General features: G+C 31.3%; 20 protein-coding genes. 2 read left to right on the top strand and 18 right to left on the bottom strand.

What is annotated here, in order from left to right; translation table 11 throughout:
* Positions 1-2: 2 nt before the first annotated feature.
* From NHF47_RS16485 to NHF47_RS16515, 7 genes are all read right to left on the bottom strand, one after another.
* Positions 3-1,487, bottom strand: coding sequence for a cellulose synthase family protein (locus tag NHF47_RS16485; RefSeq protein ID WP_252765955.1), 1,485 nt, complete (start codon positions 1,485-1,487; stop codon positions 3-5).
* A complete protein-coding gene (locus NHF47_RS16490; protein WP_374670173.1) occupies positions 1,487-2,185 on the bottom strand; it encodes a glycosyltransferase family 2 protein in 699 nt (232 codons plus the stop codon). Before NHF47_RS16490 ends, NHF47_RS16485 begins: the two co-directional genes overlap by 1 nt.
* Complete coding sequence (locus tag NHF47_RS16495) at positions 2,182-2,586, bottom strand: toxin-antitoxin system YwqK family antitoxin (RefSeq protein ID WP_252765956.1); 405 nt, start codon at positions 2,584-2,586, stop codon at positions 2,182-2,184. Before NHF47_RS16495 ends, NHF47_RS16490 begins: the two co-directional genes overlap by 4 nt.
* A 119-nt stretch (positions 2,587-2,705) precedes the next feature.
* On the bottom strand, positions 2,706-4,565 hold the full coding sequence (locus tag NHF47_RS16500) for a 4Fe-4S dicluster domain-containing protein (RefSeq protein ID WP_252765957.1): 1,860 nt from the start codon (positions 4,563-4,565) through the stop codon (positions 2,706-2,708).
* Positions 4,562-5,860, bottom strand: a complete 1,299-nt coding sequence (locus tag NHF47_RS16505) for an NAD(P)/FAD-dependent oxidoreductase (RefSeq protein WP_252765958.1) — start codon at positions 5,858-5,860, stop codon at positions 4,562-4,564. Before NHF47_RS16505 ends, NHF47_RS16500 begins: the two co-directional genes overlap by 4 nt.
* Positions 5,861-5,928: 68 nt before the next feature.
* Positions 5,929-6,846 carry a hypothetical protein gene (locus NHF47_RS16510; protein WP_252765959.1) on the bottom strand — a complete coding sequence of 306 codons (918 nt, stop codon included), beginning with the start codon at positions 6,844-6,846 and terminating at the stop codon, positions 5,929-5,931.
* Positions 6,847-6,966: 120 nt separating this feature from the next.
* Positions 6,967-7,827 carry an anti-sigma factor gene (locus NHF47_RS16515; protein WP_252765960.1) on the bottom strand — a complete coding sequence of 287 codons (861 nt, stop codon included), beginning with the start codon at positions 7,825-7,827 and terminating at the stop codon, positions 6,967-6,969.
* 156 nt (positions 7,828-7,983) lie between these two features.
* On the opposite strand from NHF47_RS16515, the gene NHF47_RS16520 reads away from it, so the two are divergent.
* Together NHF47_RS16520 and NHF47_RS16525 are read left to right on the top strand one after the other, a co-directional pair.
* Positions 7,984-9,246: an outer membrane protein assembly factor gene (locus NHF47_RS16520; protein WP_252765961.1), complete on the top strand. Its 1,263-nt coding sequence runs from the start codon at positions 7,984-7,986 to the stop codon at positions 9,244-9,246.
* Between the two features lie 2 nt (positions 9,247-9,248).
* Complete coding sequence (locus NHF47_RS16525; RefSeq protein ID WP_252765962.1) at positions 9,249-10,232, top strand: glycoside hydrolase; 984 nt, start codon at positions 9,249-9,251, stop codon at positions 10,230-10,232.
* 87 nt (positions 10,233-10,319) lie between these two features.
* Here the strand turns inward: NHF47_RS16525 and NHF47_RS16530 are convergent, their stop codons facing one another.
* The 11 genes from NHF47_RS16530 to NHF47_RS16580 form a co-directional block, all read right to left on the bottom strand.
* Positions 10,320-10,877: a carboxymuconolactone decarboxylase family protein gene (locus NHF47_RS16530; protein WP_252766115.1), complete on the bottom strand. Its 558-nt coding sequence runs from the start codon at positions 10,875-10,877 to the stop codon at positions 10,320-10,322.
* Positions 10,855-11,676 (bottom strand): AraC family transcriptional regulator, encoded by an 822-nt coding sequence (locus NHF47_RS16535; RefSeq protein ID WP_252765963.1) that lies wholly within the window; start codon positions 11,674-11,676, stop codon positions 10,855-10,857. The genes NHF47_RS16530 and NHF47_RS16535 overlap by 23 nt, the downstream gene beginning before the upstream one ends.
* Before the next feature lie 111 nt (positions 11,677-11,787).
* On the bottom strand, positions 11,788-12,363 hold the full coding sequence (locus tag NHF47_RS16540; protein ID WP_252765964.1) for a DUF2911 domain-containing protein: 576 nt from the start codon (positions 12,361-12,363) through the stop codon (positions 11,788-11,790).
* 21 nt (positions 12,364-12,384) lie between these two features.
* The gene (locus NHF47_RS16545; RefSeq protein WP_252765965.1) at positions 12,385-13,224 is read right to left on the bottom strand and encodes a helix-turn-helix domain-containing protein; all 840 of its coding nucleotides are present in this window, start codon (positions 13,222-13,224) and stop codon (positions 12,385-12,387) included.
* 6 nt (positions 13,225-13,230) lie between these two features.
* Positions 13,231-13,920 carry a TIGR04283 family arsenosugar biosynthesis glycosyltransferase gene (locus NHF47_RS16550; protein WP_252765966.1) on the bottom strand — a complete coding sequence of 230 codons (690 nt, stop codon included), beginning with the start codon at positions 13,918-13,920 and terminating at the stop codon, positions 13,231-13,233.
* Positions 13,921-13,923: 3 nt separating this feature from the next.
* Positions 13,924-14,619, bottom strand: a complete 696-nt coding sequence (locus NHF47_RS16555; protein WP_252765967.1) for a DUF547 domain-containing protein — start codon at positions 14,617-14,619, stop codon at positions 13,924-13,926.
* Positions 14,616-15,500 carry a sterol desaturase family protein gene (locus NHF47_RS16560; protein ID WP_252765968.1) on the bottom strand — a complete coding sequence of 295 codons (885 nt, stop codon included), beginning with the start codon at positions 15,498-15,500 and terminating at the stop codon, positions 14,616-14,618. The genes NHF47_RS16555 and NHF47_RS16560 overlap by 4 nt, the downstream gene beginning before the upstream one ends.
* Positions 15,501-15,503: 3 nt before the next feature.
* Complete coding sequence (locus NHF47_RS16565; RefSeq protein ID WP_252765969.1) at positions 15,504-16,322, bottom strand: hypothetical protein; 819 nt, start codon at positions 16,320-16,322, stop codon at positions 15,504-15,506.
* Between the two features lie 96 nt (positions 16,323-16,418).
* On the bottom strand, positions 16,419-17,387 hold the full coding sequence (gene arsM / locus NHF47_RS16570; RefSeq protein ID WP_252765970.1) for an arsenosugar biosynthesis arsenite methyltransferase ArsM: 969 nt from the start codon (positions 17,385-17,387) through the stop codon (positions 16,419-16,421).
* A 28-nt stretch (positions 17,388-17,415) separates the two neighbouring features.
* Positions 17,416-18,231, bottom strand: coding sequence for a purine-nucleoside phosphorylase (locus NHF47_RS16575; RefSeq protein ID WP_252765971.1), 816 nt, complete (start codon positions 18,229-18,231; stop codon positions 17,416-17,418).
* Positions 18,231-18,833, bottom strand: coding sequence for a TIGR04282 family arsenosugar biosynthesis glycosyltransferase (locus NHF47_RS16580; protein ID WP_252765972.1), 603 nt, complete (start codon positions 18,831-18,833; stop codon positions 18,231-18,233). Before NHF47_RS16580 ends, NHF47_RS16575 begins: the two co-directional genes overlap by 1 nt.

An 18,833-nucleotide genomic window follows, 5' to 3' on the forward strand; every position in this document is an offset into this window, starting at 1 on the left:
AATTAAGTTGATTTAAAAGATTTAATAAAGACATAACCATATCCAATTAATAACATTAAATGAAATGGCAGCAAACCAAAATCATTCAAATGGTAACCACTGTAAATCCCAAATAAAAAATACAACACTAAAACACCTTCAACAATAGTATTCTTAGAAATTTTATGAGAAATATAAATGTTTTCTTTCCACTTTTCTTTCAAAGCTTCAATATTAAATTTTGGTGTTCTCACAAACTCACTTTTCTTACCAATAAGACCTTCTAAAACCGCAATAGAATTTTGAAATGAAAATCCCATAGCAATCGTATAAAATGTAAAGAACATACTTATATACCTCAAAAAATTAGCTACTCCTCCTCCATTTATTTTTTTATAGGTAAACCAATAACAAATAAAAAAAATGATTGAAGTAATTACAAAAAAAGCGGCAACATTAAAAAGTATTTTTAATTGAGGAAATTCATTCTTAATATACAAGGCTGGAACGCTTAAAACTGCCATTGCAAAAATACACAAGAACATAGAACTATTTAAAAGATGCAATAAACCATGAAATTTAGTCTTTGCTTTTATATGATGTGCTTCAAGTACTTTTTTTGACATCTTTTTAAAGTTTTCCGCACCTCCTTTATTCCATCGAAACTGTTGTGAACGGGCAGCACTCAATACTGCAGGAAGTTCAGCGGGTGTTTCTATATCTTCTAAATAAACAAACTTCCAGTTTTTTAATTGGGCCCGATAACTTAAGTCTAAATCTTCAGTTAAGGTATCACTTTCCCAATTCCCCGCATCAATGATGCATGATTTTCTCCAAACTCCAGCTGTTCCATTAAAATTTATAAAGTGTTGTTTGGAATTACGTCCCACTTGTTCTAAAGTAAAATGAGCATCAAGTGCAAAAGCCTGAATTCTAGTCAATAAAGAAAAATCTCTGTTAATATGTCCCCAACGTGTTTGTACAACTCCTACGTTTTCATCTTTAAAATACGGTATGGTTTGTAGTAACCAATCTCTTTTTGGCACAAAATCTGCATCGAAAATAACAATAAAATCTCCTTTTGCTGTTTTCAATCCTTCTTTCAATGCTCCAGCTTTAAAACCAACTCTATTTACTCTTCTAATATGCTGTATATATATTCCCTTTTGGGCAATTTTTGCAATAATATTTTGTGTTTCTAAAACAGAGTCATCAATTGAATCGTCTAACACTTGTATCTCAAATTTGTCTTTTGGATAATCCAATTGTGAAACGGTTAGTAATAAGCGTTCTACCACATATTTCTCGTTAAAAATAGGGAGTTGAATCGTTACAAATGGTATTTCAGAAGGATTGTTAAAATCGAATTTTTCTCTACTAATACTCGTTTTTTTACTCTTTAAGTAATTGAGTAATAAATTAAATTGAGCTAAACTATAGAAGAAAATTAAAACTATGGCTAAGCTATAAAAAAACAAGATAATATAAGAAAGTAGTAAGTATGCCATTATTTTTTTAAACTATATTTTAGGATCCAACCTATAATTTTTACTCCCGCCATGATGGTTCCTTTTACGGTTCCAGAAACTTTTGAAACACCTATTCTATTTTTATAACGAACTGGAATTTCAATGTAAGACAATTTTTGTTTTAGTGCTTTTAGTTGCATTTCAACCGTCCAGCCATAAGTCTTATCTTCCATCTGCAAAGCTATCAATTTTTCATACTTAATAGCCCTAAATGGACCTAAATCGGTAAACTTTGAATTAAAAAATAATTTCATCAAAAAAGTTGCCAAAGCATTCCCGAAAATTTGCTGAGGGGTCATCGCTCCTTTTTCTCGTAACGCCTTCACACGTGAACCTATAACCATATCGTAATTATGATGCCAAATAGGATCAATTATTTTTAATAATTCTTCTGGATAATCAGAATAATCACCATCTAAGAAAACAATAATATCTGGTTTCACATTTTGTTTCTCTATATATTCCATTCCTTTTAAACAAGCATATCCATACCCTTTTCTGGATTCAAAAAGCACTGTTGCACCAGCAGCTTTAGATACAGCGGAAGTGGCGTCTGAAGAATTATTATCAACTACTATTATCTCAGAAACAAGATTAGGAATTTCATGAATAACATTTACAATTGCCTTTTCTTCATTGTAGGCAGGAATTATTACTTTAACTAAAGGTGTCATCATAAAAATAAAAACGGATTATCTTTTTTGAAAGCTTCAACACTTTCCCATTGGTTGGTTTTTTTATTCATCGTATATTCTTCGGCTCGTATTATTTTATTTTTATCATACACTATAGTAAATCCATTCAGTTTATTATTTTCAAATTCACTTTTCTTAAGAATTTTTCCTTTACCGTCATAAAATATCCACCACTTCACTCTTTGATTATTTAGATAATGACCTTCCTCTTTTTTAGTACCATTCGCATTATAAAAAAACCAATAATCTACTTTTTGATTTCCTTCTACCCAACCTTCTTCTTTTAAATGACCATTTTCATAGTAATTCTTAACGTACGATTTTTGACCGAACACAAAAGACATAGATAAGAAAAAAATAAAGAATAATAGTTGTTTTTTCATAGGTTTATAATTTAACGTTCGCATGAATTCTATTTTACTTTATAAATTCTAGAGTTGTATTCTAAGAAATAAAGTAGATATAAGGATATACGGTAAAAAAGCACCCTTGGTTTTGGAAATTACTTTTGATTTACCAAATCCATTAAATCCAAATCGTTCCCTAACAAAATTTCATTTGGGTTAATTCTACCTTTCTCTGTACTATTTTCCAATTTTAAAACACCACGTGGGCACACAGCAGCACAAACACCACAACCTACACAAGAGGCTCTTACTATATTTTCTCCTTTTTGTGCATACGCCCTTACATCAATTCCTTGTTCACAATACGTAGAACAATTACCACATGAAATACATTGACCCCCATTAGTAGTAATTCTAAATCGTGACTTAAAACGTTGAATAATTCCCATGTAAGCCGCTAAGGGACATCCAAAACGACACCATGAACGATTTCCCAGAATAGGATAAAAACCAGTCCCTATTACACCCGCAAATATGGAACCTATTAAAAAGCCATATATTTCGTTAATTTTGTAAGCATTAATTCCAAATAAAGTACTATCGCCAACATTGGAAGGATTGTAAACAATATTATAGGTGTTGTAGCCCACAACTAATGTCATTATTACTGCAAAAACTAAAATAGGATAAATGGTCCATCTTTCTATTTTCCATGCTATTAATCGTTTATCCGAAAGTTGTCTGTAAGGATCTCCTAAAGTTTCTGCCAACCCTCCACAACCACAAACCCAAGAACAATACCAACGTTTTCCGTAAAAATAAACCATAACCGGAACCACAATCAAACTTAAAACAATACCCCAAACCAACATAAATTTCCCTAAATGACCTGCTTCTAAATGTTGTTTCACATTCCAATCGGTTACAAAATTATAATCTAAAGGCCATGCGTTCTTCAAATCGACACCTGGTAAATCAAATAATGGTAAGATCTCAACCAATAGAAATGCAAAAATGATTTGAAAAAATAATACACTTGCCGTTCGTACAATTTGATAATTATTATGCCTGTATTTGATAAACATTCGTACCCCCATAACAATCATTGAAACACAGTATAAAATTCCATAAAGAAACCATTGTGATGCGCTAGCTCCTTTTATAAAAATACCTTTTAATGGATCTACAATCCGAGTCCAATTAACGATATAAAAGGGATAGAAATACAGCAAAATATAAAAAGAAACTAAAAAAGTAAAAACAAATAATGCAACCCAACCTCTATTAGTAGCTTCTGAAAGATAAATCCCATTATTTTTTATTCCAGGAATAGGTTCTAGAAACAAACCCGTAAGAATAAACATTAAAGAACCTATTATTCCTAAACCGAACGTTAAAAATAAATACAAGGAATTATGCTCTTGTAAAGGCCCTACAATCGAAGCTTTCACTAAGTCAAACTTGGTATATTTGTTTGGATATAGTAAATATTCTTGCGCATTGCTTCTATTAATATCAGAAATTTTAGAAGTAAAATCATTTTTAAAATCGGCTGGTTTTTCATATTTTTTAGTACCAACATACATCCAATTCGTTGCTTCATCTACTAATTTCACTTTCGCAGCATCATTTGGAAATACATTTTGTAAAATTTCTTTAGAATATAGTATTGCATTACCTTGAATACTTTGTTTAAATATTTGATTTATTTCCTCTTCTGACAATCCTTTTTCTTTTGCTATTGCAGCAGTAACTTGAGTATTATAGTTTTGTAACAATGATTCTATTTCGTTCGTAAAAACAAAAGCATTGCCAATTTCCTTATTTAAAATTCCTTTTTCTTGAGCAACTTCTTTTAAAGTAGTAGCTACAAAAGCAGTTTTACTAGAAAAAACAGTCTCTATTGTTTTTTCAGTTAAAGTGTATCCACCAATAAATAAAGTCCCTATAAAAATAAGTACCGAAGCTATAAAGACAACTAATCCTAATAATCGTAGTGTTTTCAATATTTTCATGAGACTGTTTTTAAAGTGGATAAATCATTTTTAAATTGAAGCGCAATATCTTTCTCGTAATGCTTATAAAATTCAGGATCAAAATTGGCTTTCTTTAAATTTTCAATTACATACGTAACACTTTTTTGAGTGGTTAAAATGGCATCAAAGAATTCATGTCGCATTCGAATTCCAAAAGTATTTATACCTAAAAAAACATGTGTTTCCTTATGATAAGCAATACGAACAGCTTTTTTACCAGATGGGTGTTCCCAATACAAATGTTGTTCATATTCTTTAGGTTTCGCCCAAACCCAACCATACGTTTGATATTCAATATCCAAAAATTTAGCAGAATTAAACCAATGACCAGGAGTATAAGGCATTTTATTTCCACAAATGGTTTGTGCTAATACTTCTCCCATCATTCTTCCCGTATACCAAACCGCTTCTACTGGTCTTCTATAACCAATAGCTTCTCTTTGTTCAGCACAATCTCCAATAGCATAGACATTCGGATAATTTGTTTCCAAATAACGATTTACCAAAACCCCTTTGTTAGTCTCAATACCTGAATCTTTTAAGAAATCAATATTAGGTGATACTCCAACGGTTAAACCTACTATATTACAAGGTATTTCTTCACCATCTTCTGTAATTACGGCTTTTGCCCTTCCTGTTTCATCAACAACAATTTCTTTTAAATTCGTTGCTAAACGCAAATCAATATGATGTTCTTTAATATGCCTTCCTATTAATTTTGCTTCTCCTTCAGGCAAAACACTACCCCAAAAATGAGTTTCTCTGACTAAAAAAGTAACGGGTATTTTTCGGGAAACTAGCATTTCCGCTAATTCTATACCTATTAATCCTCCACCAACTATCACAGCTCCTGTTGCATCTTTAGATAAAGACTCTAATTTTTCTAAGTCTTGTTTATGATACAATCCTAATACTCCTGTAGCATCTTGTCCTGGCCAGCCAAACTTATTTGGTTTTGAACCCGTAGCAATGACCAAACGATCATATTTAAAAAGGGTATTATCATTTAATCGCAAACTATTTTCTTCTGGCAGTACTTGAGTTACTTTTTTAAACAATAGCTCAATCTTGTTTTTTTTCCAAAAATTAGCTTCATAGGGCTGTGTATGTTCAAATTTCATGTGTCCCATGTAAACATACATTAAAGCTGTTCTTGAGAAAAAATATTCTGATTCTTCAGAAATTATAGTAATCCTTTTGTCTGAGTTTTTACGAATATGCCTTGCCAGCGTAACACCAGAAATTCCGTTTCCAATTATAACGACGTGTTCCATATCAAAAATTTAACTGGGTAAAAATAGACTATTAAGTTACTAATTAAAGTTAGAAATCTTACTTTTATTTAAAAAATAGCTCTTAAACCCATATTAAAAGATTGTCCAAGACCACTTTCGTAACCTCTAACGAATTTAGAATACAATAATTCTATATTTAGTATCTGAGATAATTGATATTTGGCTCCAGCACCTATGGCGGAATAATTTTGAGAAAATTCATTTCCTAAATCTATTAATTGTGCATGTTGCACATATCCTAAAACAGTAAATTTAGAAGTTGGAAAATAACTTAAGAAAATACCTGGAGCTACTTCTAAGCTAGTATTAGCAAAACCACCATTCGGATTAAAAGATCCGTCTTCATTTTTATTTTTTTTTCCTAAGAATAAACGCGTTCCTAATTCTGAGAACAATTGAAACTTCTCACCAGGAAACGTATAGTCATAAAAAAATCGATTTTGCCAAATAAAACTCTTCTGAGCTAAATATCCATTTTCATTCGTTTCTTTGTCGAAAACGGGAAAATACAATGAACTCTGTATCGAAAATCTAGGTAGCCGATAAAATGGAGCTACTTTAACGGAAGGTGCAATATGTGCTACTCCACTTCTAGATTTCCCCCTTTCGTTTTGAAAAGAAAATACACTTATGGCTTTTTGATTAGTAAAGGTATTGGAACGAAATTCAAGAATAACTCCTGTATTCCATTTTTTATTCTGACTTACTCCTGTAAAAACTTCTAATGAAGTATTGAAAAAGGTAGACCGAGGCACTTCTAAATTTATTCCATTCGCATTAGCTCTTGTTTGGGTATATAGATTATTAAACCATTTGATATCCCATTTTCCTTTTTCTAACAATTTGGAAGGTGTATAATTTTGAATATTAGTTGCTCCTTCGAATAGTTCCTCTTCTTCTTGTGCAAACAAAAACAAAGGATTAAATAACAAAATAAAACTAAGTATAAGGACATTTTTTATCATAACAAGTAAATATTAATAGTCTCACCATTTGTATGAGACAAAAATTAATTAGTATAACAAAGGGGAAACAAATTCCCCTTCGTAAAAAAATAAACTAAAATTAAGTCAATAGTGGATTAATTATCTACTTACTGTTCCTGAAGAGAAAGTATTTAAATTTGTCATCATACTAATGGTTTGACCCGTTACTGCAGGATTAGCAATAGTATGTACTAGTGGTTTTAAAGCAAAAGGCATGGGAGAATTATCGGGTTCTGGCTCAACAGAGATTACTACTGTAGAACCACTTAAATTTCCAGGAAACGTTAATCCAGCTGGAGCATTCATTAGAAAATCTTCACCTGGAAATGGAGGAGCCATTTGATTTCCTGAATAAGGAGCCGCTTCATCCGAACCATTTGGAGAAGAAAAACGCCCCGTACTTAATACCGTACCATTAGTTACTATCCAACCTTCATATTTCCAACCAGCATCTAAATCAGGCAAATTTAAGCCAGCCATAGCAGAACCACTCGTATCATCTAAAAACCAAATTCCCGATTCTGGATTCGCATTGCCATTTGTAGGTGTGCCTAAAAAATAGTTCCCAGATGTACTACTAAAATCTCCTACAATAGCAGTAGAAACGGTTGCTGTCTTTCCAGAAAAATCTCCTACTAAGTATTTTGTATTAGAAGGAGCTGTACTTGGATCGATGGTAGGTTCAATACTTAAAACAAATTTGGTTGCTTTAGCTAAATTGGAAGCATCTACAATAAAAGAAGTTTGAGAAAGCATTCCAGTAGCATCTACTGTAAAAACACCTGTAGAAACTGGGCTACCATCTACAATAATCCAGCCTTCGTATTTGTAATTGGCACCCAAATTTTCAAGACCAGATAGATTTAGTTTTAATTCTGATGTTGTAGTTACCTCATCATCATTATTGCAAGAAATCAGAACTAGATTTAAAGCAAAAAGTGTTAAAAAAAGTTTTTTCATAGCATTTTTTTTATGTTTATTAATTGTTCTTTTTCATTTTTAACAAATTTCACATTAAAAATTTAGAGACAAATTTTCTATTTTTCCTATATAGTTGGCAATTTTACCTCAAAGTATTAGTTGATTCACTTTTTTATTGATATTTGAAAAAAAACTATGAAAAAAAACCTTTATATACTTCTTCTTTTATGGTGCTCTACTTTACATTCTCAAGAAAATAGCATTCATAAAATTAACTGGTCAGGACAAAAAAAAATGGATGTAATTTTCATGACTCGTTTTATTCAAAGTAAAGTTGGAGAAGCTTTAGATAGTATAAAGTTGAATTCTGATATTCAAGCATTAACACGATTGAATGGAATAACCAAAGTAACCTACACGGTTGATAAACAAAAAGAGAATGAAACGTATGAGGTTACTTTTTTTCTCATCGAAAATTACACTTTGATTCCCAATTTAAGCTTATGGACCACAGATGATGCTCCGGCTGCCTATAGAGTAGGACTTTATGAATTCAATTTATTAGGTAAAAACATAAGCATAGGTGGGTTTTATCAGTTTAATGGTATCAATTCCTTTGGCTTACAATTCGCAGCTCCGTATCTTTTTAATGAAAATTGGGGTTTAGAAACCAGTTTACAACAAATTGGCAGTATTGAACCTGTTTTTTTTAATAGTGCTTCTGCTAAATATGAATATACGAATAAAGCGTTTGAATTATTAGGTGTCTATCGAACTAATTTTAAAAACACCATTAAATTTGGTAGTTCCTTATTTAATGAAAAATATACCTATATAAACGGAGCCACAAGTCCCGAAATTCCACAAGATTTCACAATTGACAAAGTACTGTTTAAAGTGAACAATCAATATGACAATTTGAAATACGAATTTTATTTAGTAGAGGGTATTAAAAACAGCAGTTACTTTCAATTTGTGACTCAAACCAATTCTTTTCAAAATGAATTTTTAATAGGTTGGAATGATTTTGTATATTTAAAACGTTTTGGAAAAACTGGAAATTTTGGAACACGAATACGATTAGGATTAGCTTCCAATGATGTTTCACCCTTTGCGCCCTTTGCTTTAGATAATAATATTAATTTAAGAGGTGTAGGAAATATCATTGATAGAGGTACCGGCTCTTTTGTAATGAATAACGAATATCGGTATACGCTCTATGAAAAAAAATGGTTTGTGCTCCAAAGCAACACTTTTATAGATTTAGGTTCATGGAGAAAACCAGGAGGCAATTGGAATGATTTTGTGGCTTCTGAAAATTTTAGAATTTTTCCAGGTGTTGGATTACGTTTTATACATAAAACCATTTTTAATGCCATTTTTCGTATCGATTATGGGATTGGCATTAATGAAAATGGAGCTAAAGGATTGGTTTTTGGTATTGGTCAATATTTTTAAAAATGAAAAAAACATACTATTTAGTCTTTCTTCTTTTTACTTTTTGTGCATCACAAGAAAACAAAATCAATGGTATTAGTTTTGTTGCTTCCAATACCTTAACGAGTCAAAAAGAAGTGATTCCTGTCTTAGAAACAAATGCCAATTGGGTAACACTCATGCCTTTTGCTTTCATGAAATCTTTACAAGACACCACCATTCATTTTAACTCTAAAAGGCAATGGATTGGTGAAAGAAAAGAAGGCATAGAACATGCAAGTGGTATTTTTCATAACAATAAGATAAAAATCATGCTAAAACCTCAAATCTGGATTCACAGAGGTTTTACGGGTCATATTGAAATGAAAACAGAAAAAGATTGGCAAACTTTTGAAGAAAACTATGCTCAATTTATTCTTTTTTATGCGGCAATTGCACAAGAACAGAATATCGAATTGCTCTGTATTGGTACAGAATTAAATTCATTTGTTTCCCAAAGACCTCAATTTTGGAATCAATTGATTCAACGCATTCGAAAAATTTACAAAGGGCAACTTACTTATGCTGAAAATTGGGATACGTATCAAAATGTTCCTTTTTTTACCAAATTGGATTATATTGGAATAGACGCCTATTTTCCTTTAGCAAATGAGCAAACGCCATCAGTTGAATTACTTGAAAAAGAATGGAATAGACATAAAAGCAGCATGCAATCTTTTGCTGAAAAACTAAAGAAAAAAGTTTTGTTTACTGAATATGGCTACCAAAGCACAGATTATACCACACATGAACCTTGGAATTTTTCTAAAGAAAAAAAAGTCAATTTAGTAGCTCAAACCAATGCTTTAACCGCTTTATATAATGAGTTTTGGAATGAAGATTGGTTTGCTGGCGGTTTTTTATGGAAATGGTTTGATGCCAATGAGCAAGTAGGTGGAGAAAACGACAGCGATTATACGGTTCAAAACAAACCATCTTTAGATGTAGTTAAGCGTTTTTATAAATAATTTCTAAAAAAAGCAGAATACCTAAAATCCCTACAACAATAGAATGCTGTAGGGATTTTAAATAAAAAACAAATGGAACTAAATGATTTAGACTAATTCTTGTTCAATCGGAGTTGCAATTGGAAAATCGATAGCGAAATCAGTCAAATTATGGATGTAATTACTAATGATTTTATCGCCTATTACTAGTACAACATCAATCATATTCGCTTCATTATAACCTGCTTGAAAAAAAGCTTCTTTTGCTGAAACAGCAGCTTTACCTTTATTTGCCACTACAGAAGCAGCAAATTTCACTAAGGCATCTAATTTAGAATCAAAAGTGGCAGTTCCTTTTCTTAATTCGATGATTTGTTCCTCAGAAAAACCATTCATTTTCCCAATTAAGGTGTGAGCAGATTGACAATATAGACAATTGTTGATTTGACTTGTCACTAAGTTGATTACTTCTCTTTCTTTTGCTTTTAATGTACTCTTTCTGTTTTGTAGCGCTAAATAATCGCCTAAAGCAGTTTCATTCTTAGCAAAGTAAGCATATAAATTTGGAACAAATCCTAATCCTTTTTGAAGGTTATCAAAAAGGGTTAGACCATATTTCCTTGAGTTTTGTCTATTTTTCCCTTTAGGCTTTTTTCTTAAATTCAGAAGGAGAAACGCCTTTTATTTTTTTAAAAAAACGACTAAAGGTTTGTATATCTTCATAACCTACATCGTAGGTAATTTCTTTAATAGACTTGTCAGTATATCGCAATAGCCGAATTGCTTCTAGCATAATTCGGTCTTGGATGATTTGTAAAGGTGTTTTCTTACCAACTTTCTTAAACACATTGGATAAGGTTTTGGGGCTTTTATGTAATAAAGTAGCATAATCCGCAACTTGATGTTTGGTTCTAAAATGAACTTCCACTAAATAATTGTATTCTCTAACCAAATCAAATTGTTGTTTGTCAAAAGCAATTAATTCCGTTTGCTCTTTATAAATTCTAATACATAGAATAAGAAGTCGTTTCAACATCATTTGCAGCATTTCACTTTTAAGTTCATCTTTGGAATGCATTTCAATGATAAACATTTTCCAAAGTGCTTCAAATTTCTCCACCTCAAGAGTCGGAATTTGAATTTTAGCCAAATGGGAAGCGCCAAAAAACAAAACCCCTTTACAACCCACTTCACTATCATGGTCTAAAATACAATAGAAAGCTCTGTTAAAACGAACCAACCTTACTTTTTGAACCTCAATTAGGGTTACGTTATGATATTCCGTTACAAAAATGATTTCATTTTCTTTTAAAACGGTACTAACACCATCTACTAGAAGATGTACTTCTTCGATAGCCCAAATAATACTGAGGCCTTCTTTTATTTTTTCTTTTAACAGCTCACAATTCTGTGGTGTAATTTCTTCTAGTCGAATGAATTCATTTATTTGACCTGTATAAATCATAAACGAAAGTTTTACTTCAAATCTATTCTTCTTTTATTTCTTTAACTTTTAAAAAAATAAAACTGATAGTAAAAAGCACTATCAGTTTTATTCTAATTTTCTAAAAACTATTTATTTTAAGGTTACTGGTATTTCAGCAACGGTTTTATCCCAACCTATTTTAATGTGTACTACATTTTTACTTTTTTCATATAATACGATGGATAAAGCTTCTATTTCTGCATCCGAAGTTGAAGTTGGAACGGTTACACTTGCAATATCAAAAGCAGGATCATAAGAGTAATTTCCCCAGCCATCGTTTACGGTATTTAATTTGATAGTCCATTCTTTTTCAGTTGGAATAGCAATTAAAGTATAGCGACCTGCTTTAACATTGGTTCCGCCAAAAACAGCATCCGTTAAAAATAAAACTTCAGTTGATTCATTGGCTCCAATTCTCCATGCTTCACCAAATTTTACGACATCACCAAAAATAGTTCTCCCTTTTTTTAAAGGACGCGAGTATAAAACTCTTATTTTAGGTTCTGCTTCTAACTGTTTCTCTTTGTCTTTAATGAAAGCTCTTTTAGTTGCGTTATCTGGAAAATAAGAGGCATCCATAACACTTTTATCCATTTTAGGAAATTCTTGAGCATTAGTTAATAGTGTGCTTGCTCCTAGTAGCAGTGTAAGTACGATTTTTTTCATAATTGTTTTCTTTAATTATATTTAGATTGATTGTATATTTTTCACATCGCGATACGCTTTGGGAGAAATCCCTATTTTATTTTTAAAAAAGCGACTAAAAGAAGGCATATCTTCAAAGCCTAATTCAAAAGTAATCTCTTTTATAGGAATTTCGGTACTAATTAACATCCTTTTAGCTTCCAAAAGAATGCGATCTTGAATAATTTGTAAAGGAGACCGATTACTATGTGAAGAGAAAAGATTGGTAAGCGATTTTGCTGGTTTATTCATTAAATCGGCATAGTCAGCAACCAAGTGCTTTTTTTTGAAATGTACTTCTACCAAAAAACTGAAATTTCTAATCACATCCATTTTAGTCTCTTGAACAGTTGTAATTTTATGCTGGCATTTGAATATTCTGGTACATAAAATTAGAAAGCGTTTAAGTAGCATTTGTAACATCTCACCCTGCATTTCATCTGTAGTTTTGAATTCGTTATGAAAAACGTTCCAAAGAATTTGAATGGCTTTCTTATTTTCTTCCTGTAAGGTAATCATAGGGACTTGGGAAGCGCCAAAAAACAAAAGCCCTTTACATCCTATTTCACTGTCGTGGTTATCCAAACAATAAAAAGAACGGTTAAAACGAATGACATTTAAAGTATCAATTGAAGATAAATCCACCGAATGCAATTCTGTTAAAAAAAGAATTTGATTGGGTTTCAATTCATAGGAAACGTTGTCTATAATTAAAGTAGAACTTGATTTTGCATTCCAAAAAATAGAAAGATAACTTTCTTGATCTTGAGTTACTTCTGAAATTGTTTCTTTTGTTATTGTTGAGAGAAGAAAAAATTCTCCGTTTTCACCTTTGAATTCCATAGCTTCTTATTTTATGTGTTTTTTATAGTACCGGTAAATTCCTTGGTGATTGCAGACTTTTACATGATATAAAAGATGAATCATCATGAAATGAAATTGCAATTTCCAAAATCCATTTTCTTGGTATCTTCTACTTGAAGTTATAATTGGTTTTTGTATTACATGAAAGCTTGCTTGCTTATACAATCTATGGATAAACTCATTGTCTTCATACACTATAAAATTAGTATTAAAACCTCCTAATTTGTCAAATAACTCTTTTTGAATAAACAAAGACTGATCTCCTCCTCTAAAGTATTTTAAATTAAATTGTGTAAACCATTCGGACACTTTTAAAAGCACATGACTCGATTCAAAACTCATTTTAAAACAGCCTGATAGTTTACCTTTATGAATGGATTCTAAAATTAATTCATCAAATCCTCTTGGTGGAATGGAATCACAATGCAAAAAATACAATACTTTTCCAGTAGCATAAGAAGCTCCATGATTTAATTGTTTTGCTCTTCCTTTACTACTATGTAAAATAGTGACCGATTTATATTCTTCCAAAATTCGAATTGTTTGATCGGTACTACCTCCATCTACAACAAGTATTTCTTTACAATTTTTGGGATTGGTATTTTCAAGTAAATAAGTAATTACTTTACCTATATTTTTTTCTTCATTGAATATAGGGATAATAATTGAAATCATTACTTACTCATTTAAACTCCAGTTGTATTTTAGATACCGTACTTTAGCATTTGCCTCTACTTTTACGGTAGCGTATTTATTAATATAATCTATTATATCTGATGCGTTTGTTTTAAAATCACTAGAAAACCAGTTGAAAATTTCTGATATTTTAATTTCATCTGTAGTAATACTATTTTTAGAACTATCATTGATAAAATTTCTAGCTGCTTTATCCAATTGAGCATCTAATGTTGCAGGCAAGTAAGGAACATTCGTTAATTGCGGACAAGAAAAAGAAGCACAATTGATGGCAAAATGAATTCTAGGTTCGTTCATTTTTCTAAGAATGCCATGTTCAATATAGGAAAGAGATACTTTCTTTTTCCCTAAAACAATAAATTTATCATCCCAAGCATTGCTAATATTTTTAATACTCTTAGTTGGATAATTATCTACAACTTTCTTTAGTGTATACACATTATATGCATTAATATAATACGCTAAAATTTCCTCTTTAGACCAACTTTTAGTAGGATAATTACTTTCAAAACCACTAATGACTTGATCCAATTCGGCTGTATTCTTTTTTAATAATTCATAGTTTACGTTCCCATTAGAACTTACATATTTATTCAATAGACTTCCATAATTTTTGTAATCAAAATTTTGACTAAAACCTTGAATACTGATTAGCAGTATAACTAATATTTTTTTCATACTTCTTTTTTTAATTTTAAGGGGTACAATTCTTGTTCAATAAAAGAATCTGGAAAATTTTCGTCTTCATTAAATCCTAATTCAATATCCTTGCCATCTTTTGGAATATAATTACTTCCAAATAAATAATCCCAAATACTTAACGATATTCCAAAATTAGCTCCATACTTTCTTGGCATTTCTTTACTATGATGCCAAATGTGCATTTTAGGGTTATTAAAAATATATTTTAAAGGTCCGTAATCCCAACCAATATTAGCATGATTTAGGTGACCAATAGTAATCGCAATAAAATGAACAATAAACACCTCTTGAATAGAAAAACCACCTATGATGGCCATAGGCACATATAATAGGGTTTTATACACAACTGGTTCCATCCAATGGTATCTCAAATGAGCCGCAAATCCCATTTGTTTCACCGAATGATGTACCTTATGAAAATTCCAAAAGAAATCAACTCGATGCAGTAATCGATGAGTATTCCATTGTACAAAATCGGCTACCACAAAGAAAATTAATAAAGCGACAGGTTTTGGCACATGAGACAAGTCAATTAAATGCAAGGATTCTAAATTCATACCAAATAAACCTAAAAAATCATTGAACAATTGAGCCGTCACATTATTTAAAGCTATTAAAACGATGAGATTTAGAAGAAAAAAATTAAAGAACATATAAAATGTATCTAGCCAAAAATCTTTACGAATAATCGGTTGGTTTTTTCTCCAAGGAAATAAAACCTCCAAAATAAAAACCAGTAAAGAAATTATAATTAACCCATAGAAATAATTTTCTATGTGTAAGGTTATCAATTCATTTTTTAAATAATTGAAATAATCGGAATACGATTGAATTACAACTTCTTTGTACTTATTCATTTTTTATAATTTTGTATAAACACCAATATTTATGGTAGGTGCCAAAGGTGCATTATCAATTCCAAAAGCGCCAAAAACAGAAGCATTAGCACCCCATTTATTTTCTATAAATTCATAATTTGCTTTTAACCCAATTGCATTATACGTTTGTCTGTCTAAATGAGAAGCCCATTGTACGGAATCATTTTCATAAGCATCCTCTTTCGTGACAGGATTTCTTGTGTCTAAAACAAACATTAAATGTCCTTTAGGAATAATACTATAACCCACTTCTATAGTTGCTTTAAGATAATCGGAATAGTTATTATCCATATAACCATACCCAATATTCCCAAAGTAATACCATTTATTATGACTGGCACCAATACTTACATAAGGTAAAAAAGTAGACGCATTTATTCCTGTTGAACTTACAAATAAGGTTTCATCCTTTTTAATTGAATTAGCCGAATAAAGTAACCCAGAACTTATTTTCCAATTAGCATCTGACAGTTTGTATTTTAATCCTAACCAAACATTACCAATTCCTGATATACTTTGGGAAACACCTACATTTTCATAGCTTGCCGTTTTGTAAGGCAAAATAACTTGTGCCTCTAATGTATTACTAATACCATATTCCGCATATACTTGTAATGTAATATCCGAATAATCACCAATGTTTTCTAATTTTTCCCCGTCATATTGAACTGCATCATAAGACAAGGTTGTAAATCCCAATTGAACATAGGCTTTTCCTTTTTCCCTTGTCCAAGGACTTTGTGCCTGCAATATGTGCCAACCAAAGACACAAAAAAATAATAAAATAGCTGTTTCTTTCATAGTTTTGTTATTGAATGGGATAAAAGTAAGATACAACAATAAAATAAAAAGTTAGCTATCTGACATAACTTAATTTAGACCCCTTTCAAAAATGAATTAACAACAGCCTCCTCCGTTATAATGATAGGTACTTTCGCTTATAAAAATATCTTCTCGATTTAAACCTTCTAAAGCTTTAGCCGTTTTATCACAAACAGACAAAGGTTGGTTTTTTAACAAAATATGTCCTTTTTTATCATCAAAATAATCCTCTTTACCAAAGTAAATAGCTGCTTTACCAGTAAAAACACAAGGCCCGTCAGTTGGCATTGGATCCTTAATCGCGCACACTTCAATACTTTCAATATAAATTAATTCATCTGTTGGATAATTAACTGTATCTAATATACGATAAGGACGTCTCCCTCGGATTTCAATTGTTCCAAAACCCACATCAGTTAATGCTTTAATATAGTCTTTAATAGGTATACTACCACTCAAACACAAGGCTCTCAAATGATCGTCATTCCTAAGAGTTTCATTCATTTCTTGCTCGCAAGTAGGATCACTCATAACTAACCTTCCATGAGGTTTTAGCACACGATACATTTCTTGCAAGGCTTTTTTTAAATCTTCCGCTTTAAAGATATTAAAAAGGCAATTTTGAGCAGCTACATCAATACTTTCATCTTCTATAGGTAGCTGTAATGCATCTCCTTTTCTCAATTCAATAAAATCACTATGGAACCAATCATTTTGTTCTTCTGCAATTTTACAATTATGGCGAGCTGCTTCCAGCATTTCATCAACCACATCCACACCAATTACGCCTCCTTTTTGACGAGAAAAATAAGCAAATTGTAACAATTCCATTCCACCACCTACACCTACATACAAAACTTTGGGATTATTAATTAAATCCTGAGCAGAAATAGTACTTCCACATCCATAATTCATTTCTTGCATGATTTTTGGAATTTCAAGTCCTGGAAATTTCCAAATAGGAGTTGTGGTACAACATAGTCCTACATCTGGTGTTAATGCTGCATTTTTATACAAATCGTTGGTTGCATTTAGATAGCTCATAGTGTGTTTATTTAGTTTGTCTTTAGTTTTAAATTCGACCAATTAAAGTTTTAAAGAGTGTAATCATTTTGGGTTCAGCCTCACCTGCTACTGCAATAATTTCAGGTATATTAACCGGTTTTAAATCATCTGGATTACATTCATCAGTTAAAACAGAAACGGCAATAACGGGTAAATTCAAATGATTCGCAACAATTACTTCTGGAACGGTACTCATACCCACTGCATCTGAACCAATAATTTTTAAATAACGATATTCAGCTCTCGTTTCTAATTGCGGCCCAACCACAGCTGCATATACTCCTTTGTGCAAAACAATGTTGTTTTCTTTGGCTATTGCCAATATCTTTTCGTTTAAAGTAGCATCATAAGGAGCGCACATATCGGTAAAACGTTCCCCAAAATCGGAAACATTTTTAAAAGCTAATGGGGAACCGCCTTGCAAATTGATATGATCATCTAACAACATCAAATCGCCTTTTTTATAATTTAAATTAATAGCACCTGCCGCGTTTGAAATTAATAAACTTGAAATTCCTAATGCTTTCATTACTCGAACTGGAAATGTTATTTCTTGTAAGTCATACCCTTCATACAAATGAAAACGACCTTGCATTACTATCACTTTTTTGCCTTCTAAAGTTCCGTATACTAATTTACCCGAATGAAACTCAACTGTACTAACTGGAAAATGAGGAATATCGTTATAATTAATTATAACCTCAACGCTTAAATGAGATACTAATTGGCCTAAACCAGTTCCTAAAACAATACCTATTTGAGGTTCTAAAAAACCTTTTTCTTTTAAAAAGGCGGTGGCAGTGTCTAAAATTGTTTGTGTCATTACTCTATATATTTTTTAAAAACTGGAATCGCTTTAATATCATCAAAAGTATCGATATCATTCTTCTCTTCCAGCAAACTGTATTTTAAATTTTTAATATTTTTTAAGGTCTCTTTTAAAACGGTATTCGTACCCCATTCTTTATTTTTAAAAATATTTTCTGGGATGCTTTTTAATCCTAATAAATAATAACCACCATCTTCAGCAGGACCAATAACCACATCATTTGTATCTAAAGCTACAAATGCATTTTTCAAATCATTAGCTTCTAAAGTGATTAAATCCGAGCCAATAATTACAATTTTTTGATAGCCCTCTTCAAACCCTTCTCTAAAAGCATTATACATTCGCACTCCTAAATCTTTCCCAAATTGTTCTTTTTTTTGAAACAAATGATTGTTCCACATGTCATTGGTGTTGATGGCATCTGAATATAAAACTCGTTTGTCATAATCGGTTTCCAAAACTACATTTTTGGTATGCTGTAGCAATTCAATATACACTTGTAACGCATTTTCTTGACCAATTGAAGCGGCCAAACGTGTTTTTACTTTTCCAAGTTCGGGATTTCTGGTAAAAATTAAAATTAGATTTTCGTTCAT

The sequence above is a fragment of the Flavobacterium sp. NRK F7 genome (assembly GCF_024054195.1).
Taxonomy (GTDB): domain Bacteria; phylum Bacteroidota; class Bacteroidia; order Flavobacteriales; family Flavobacteriaceae; genus Flavobacterium.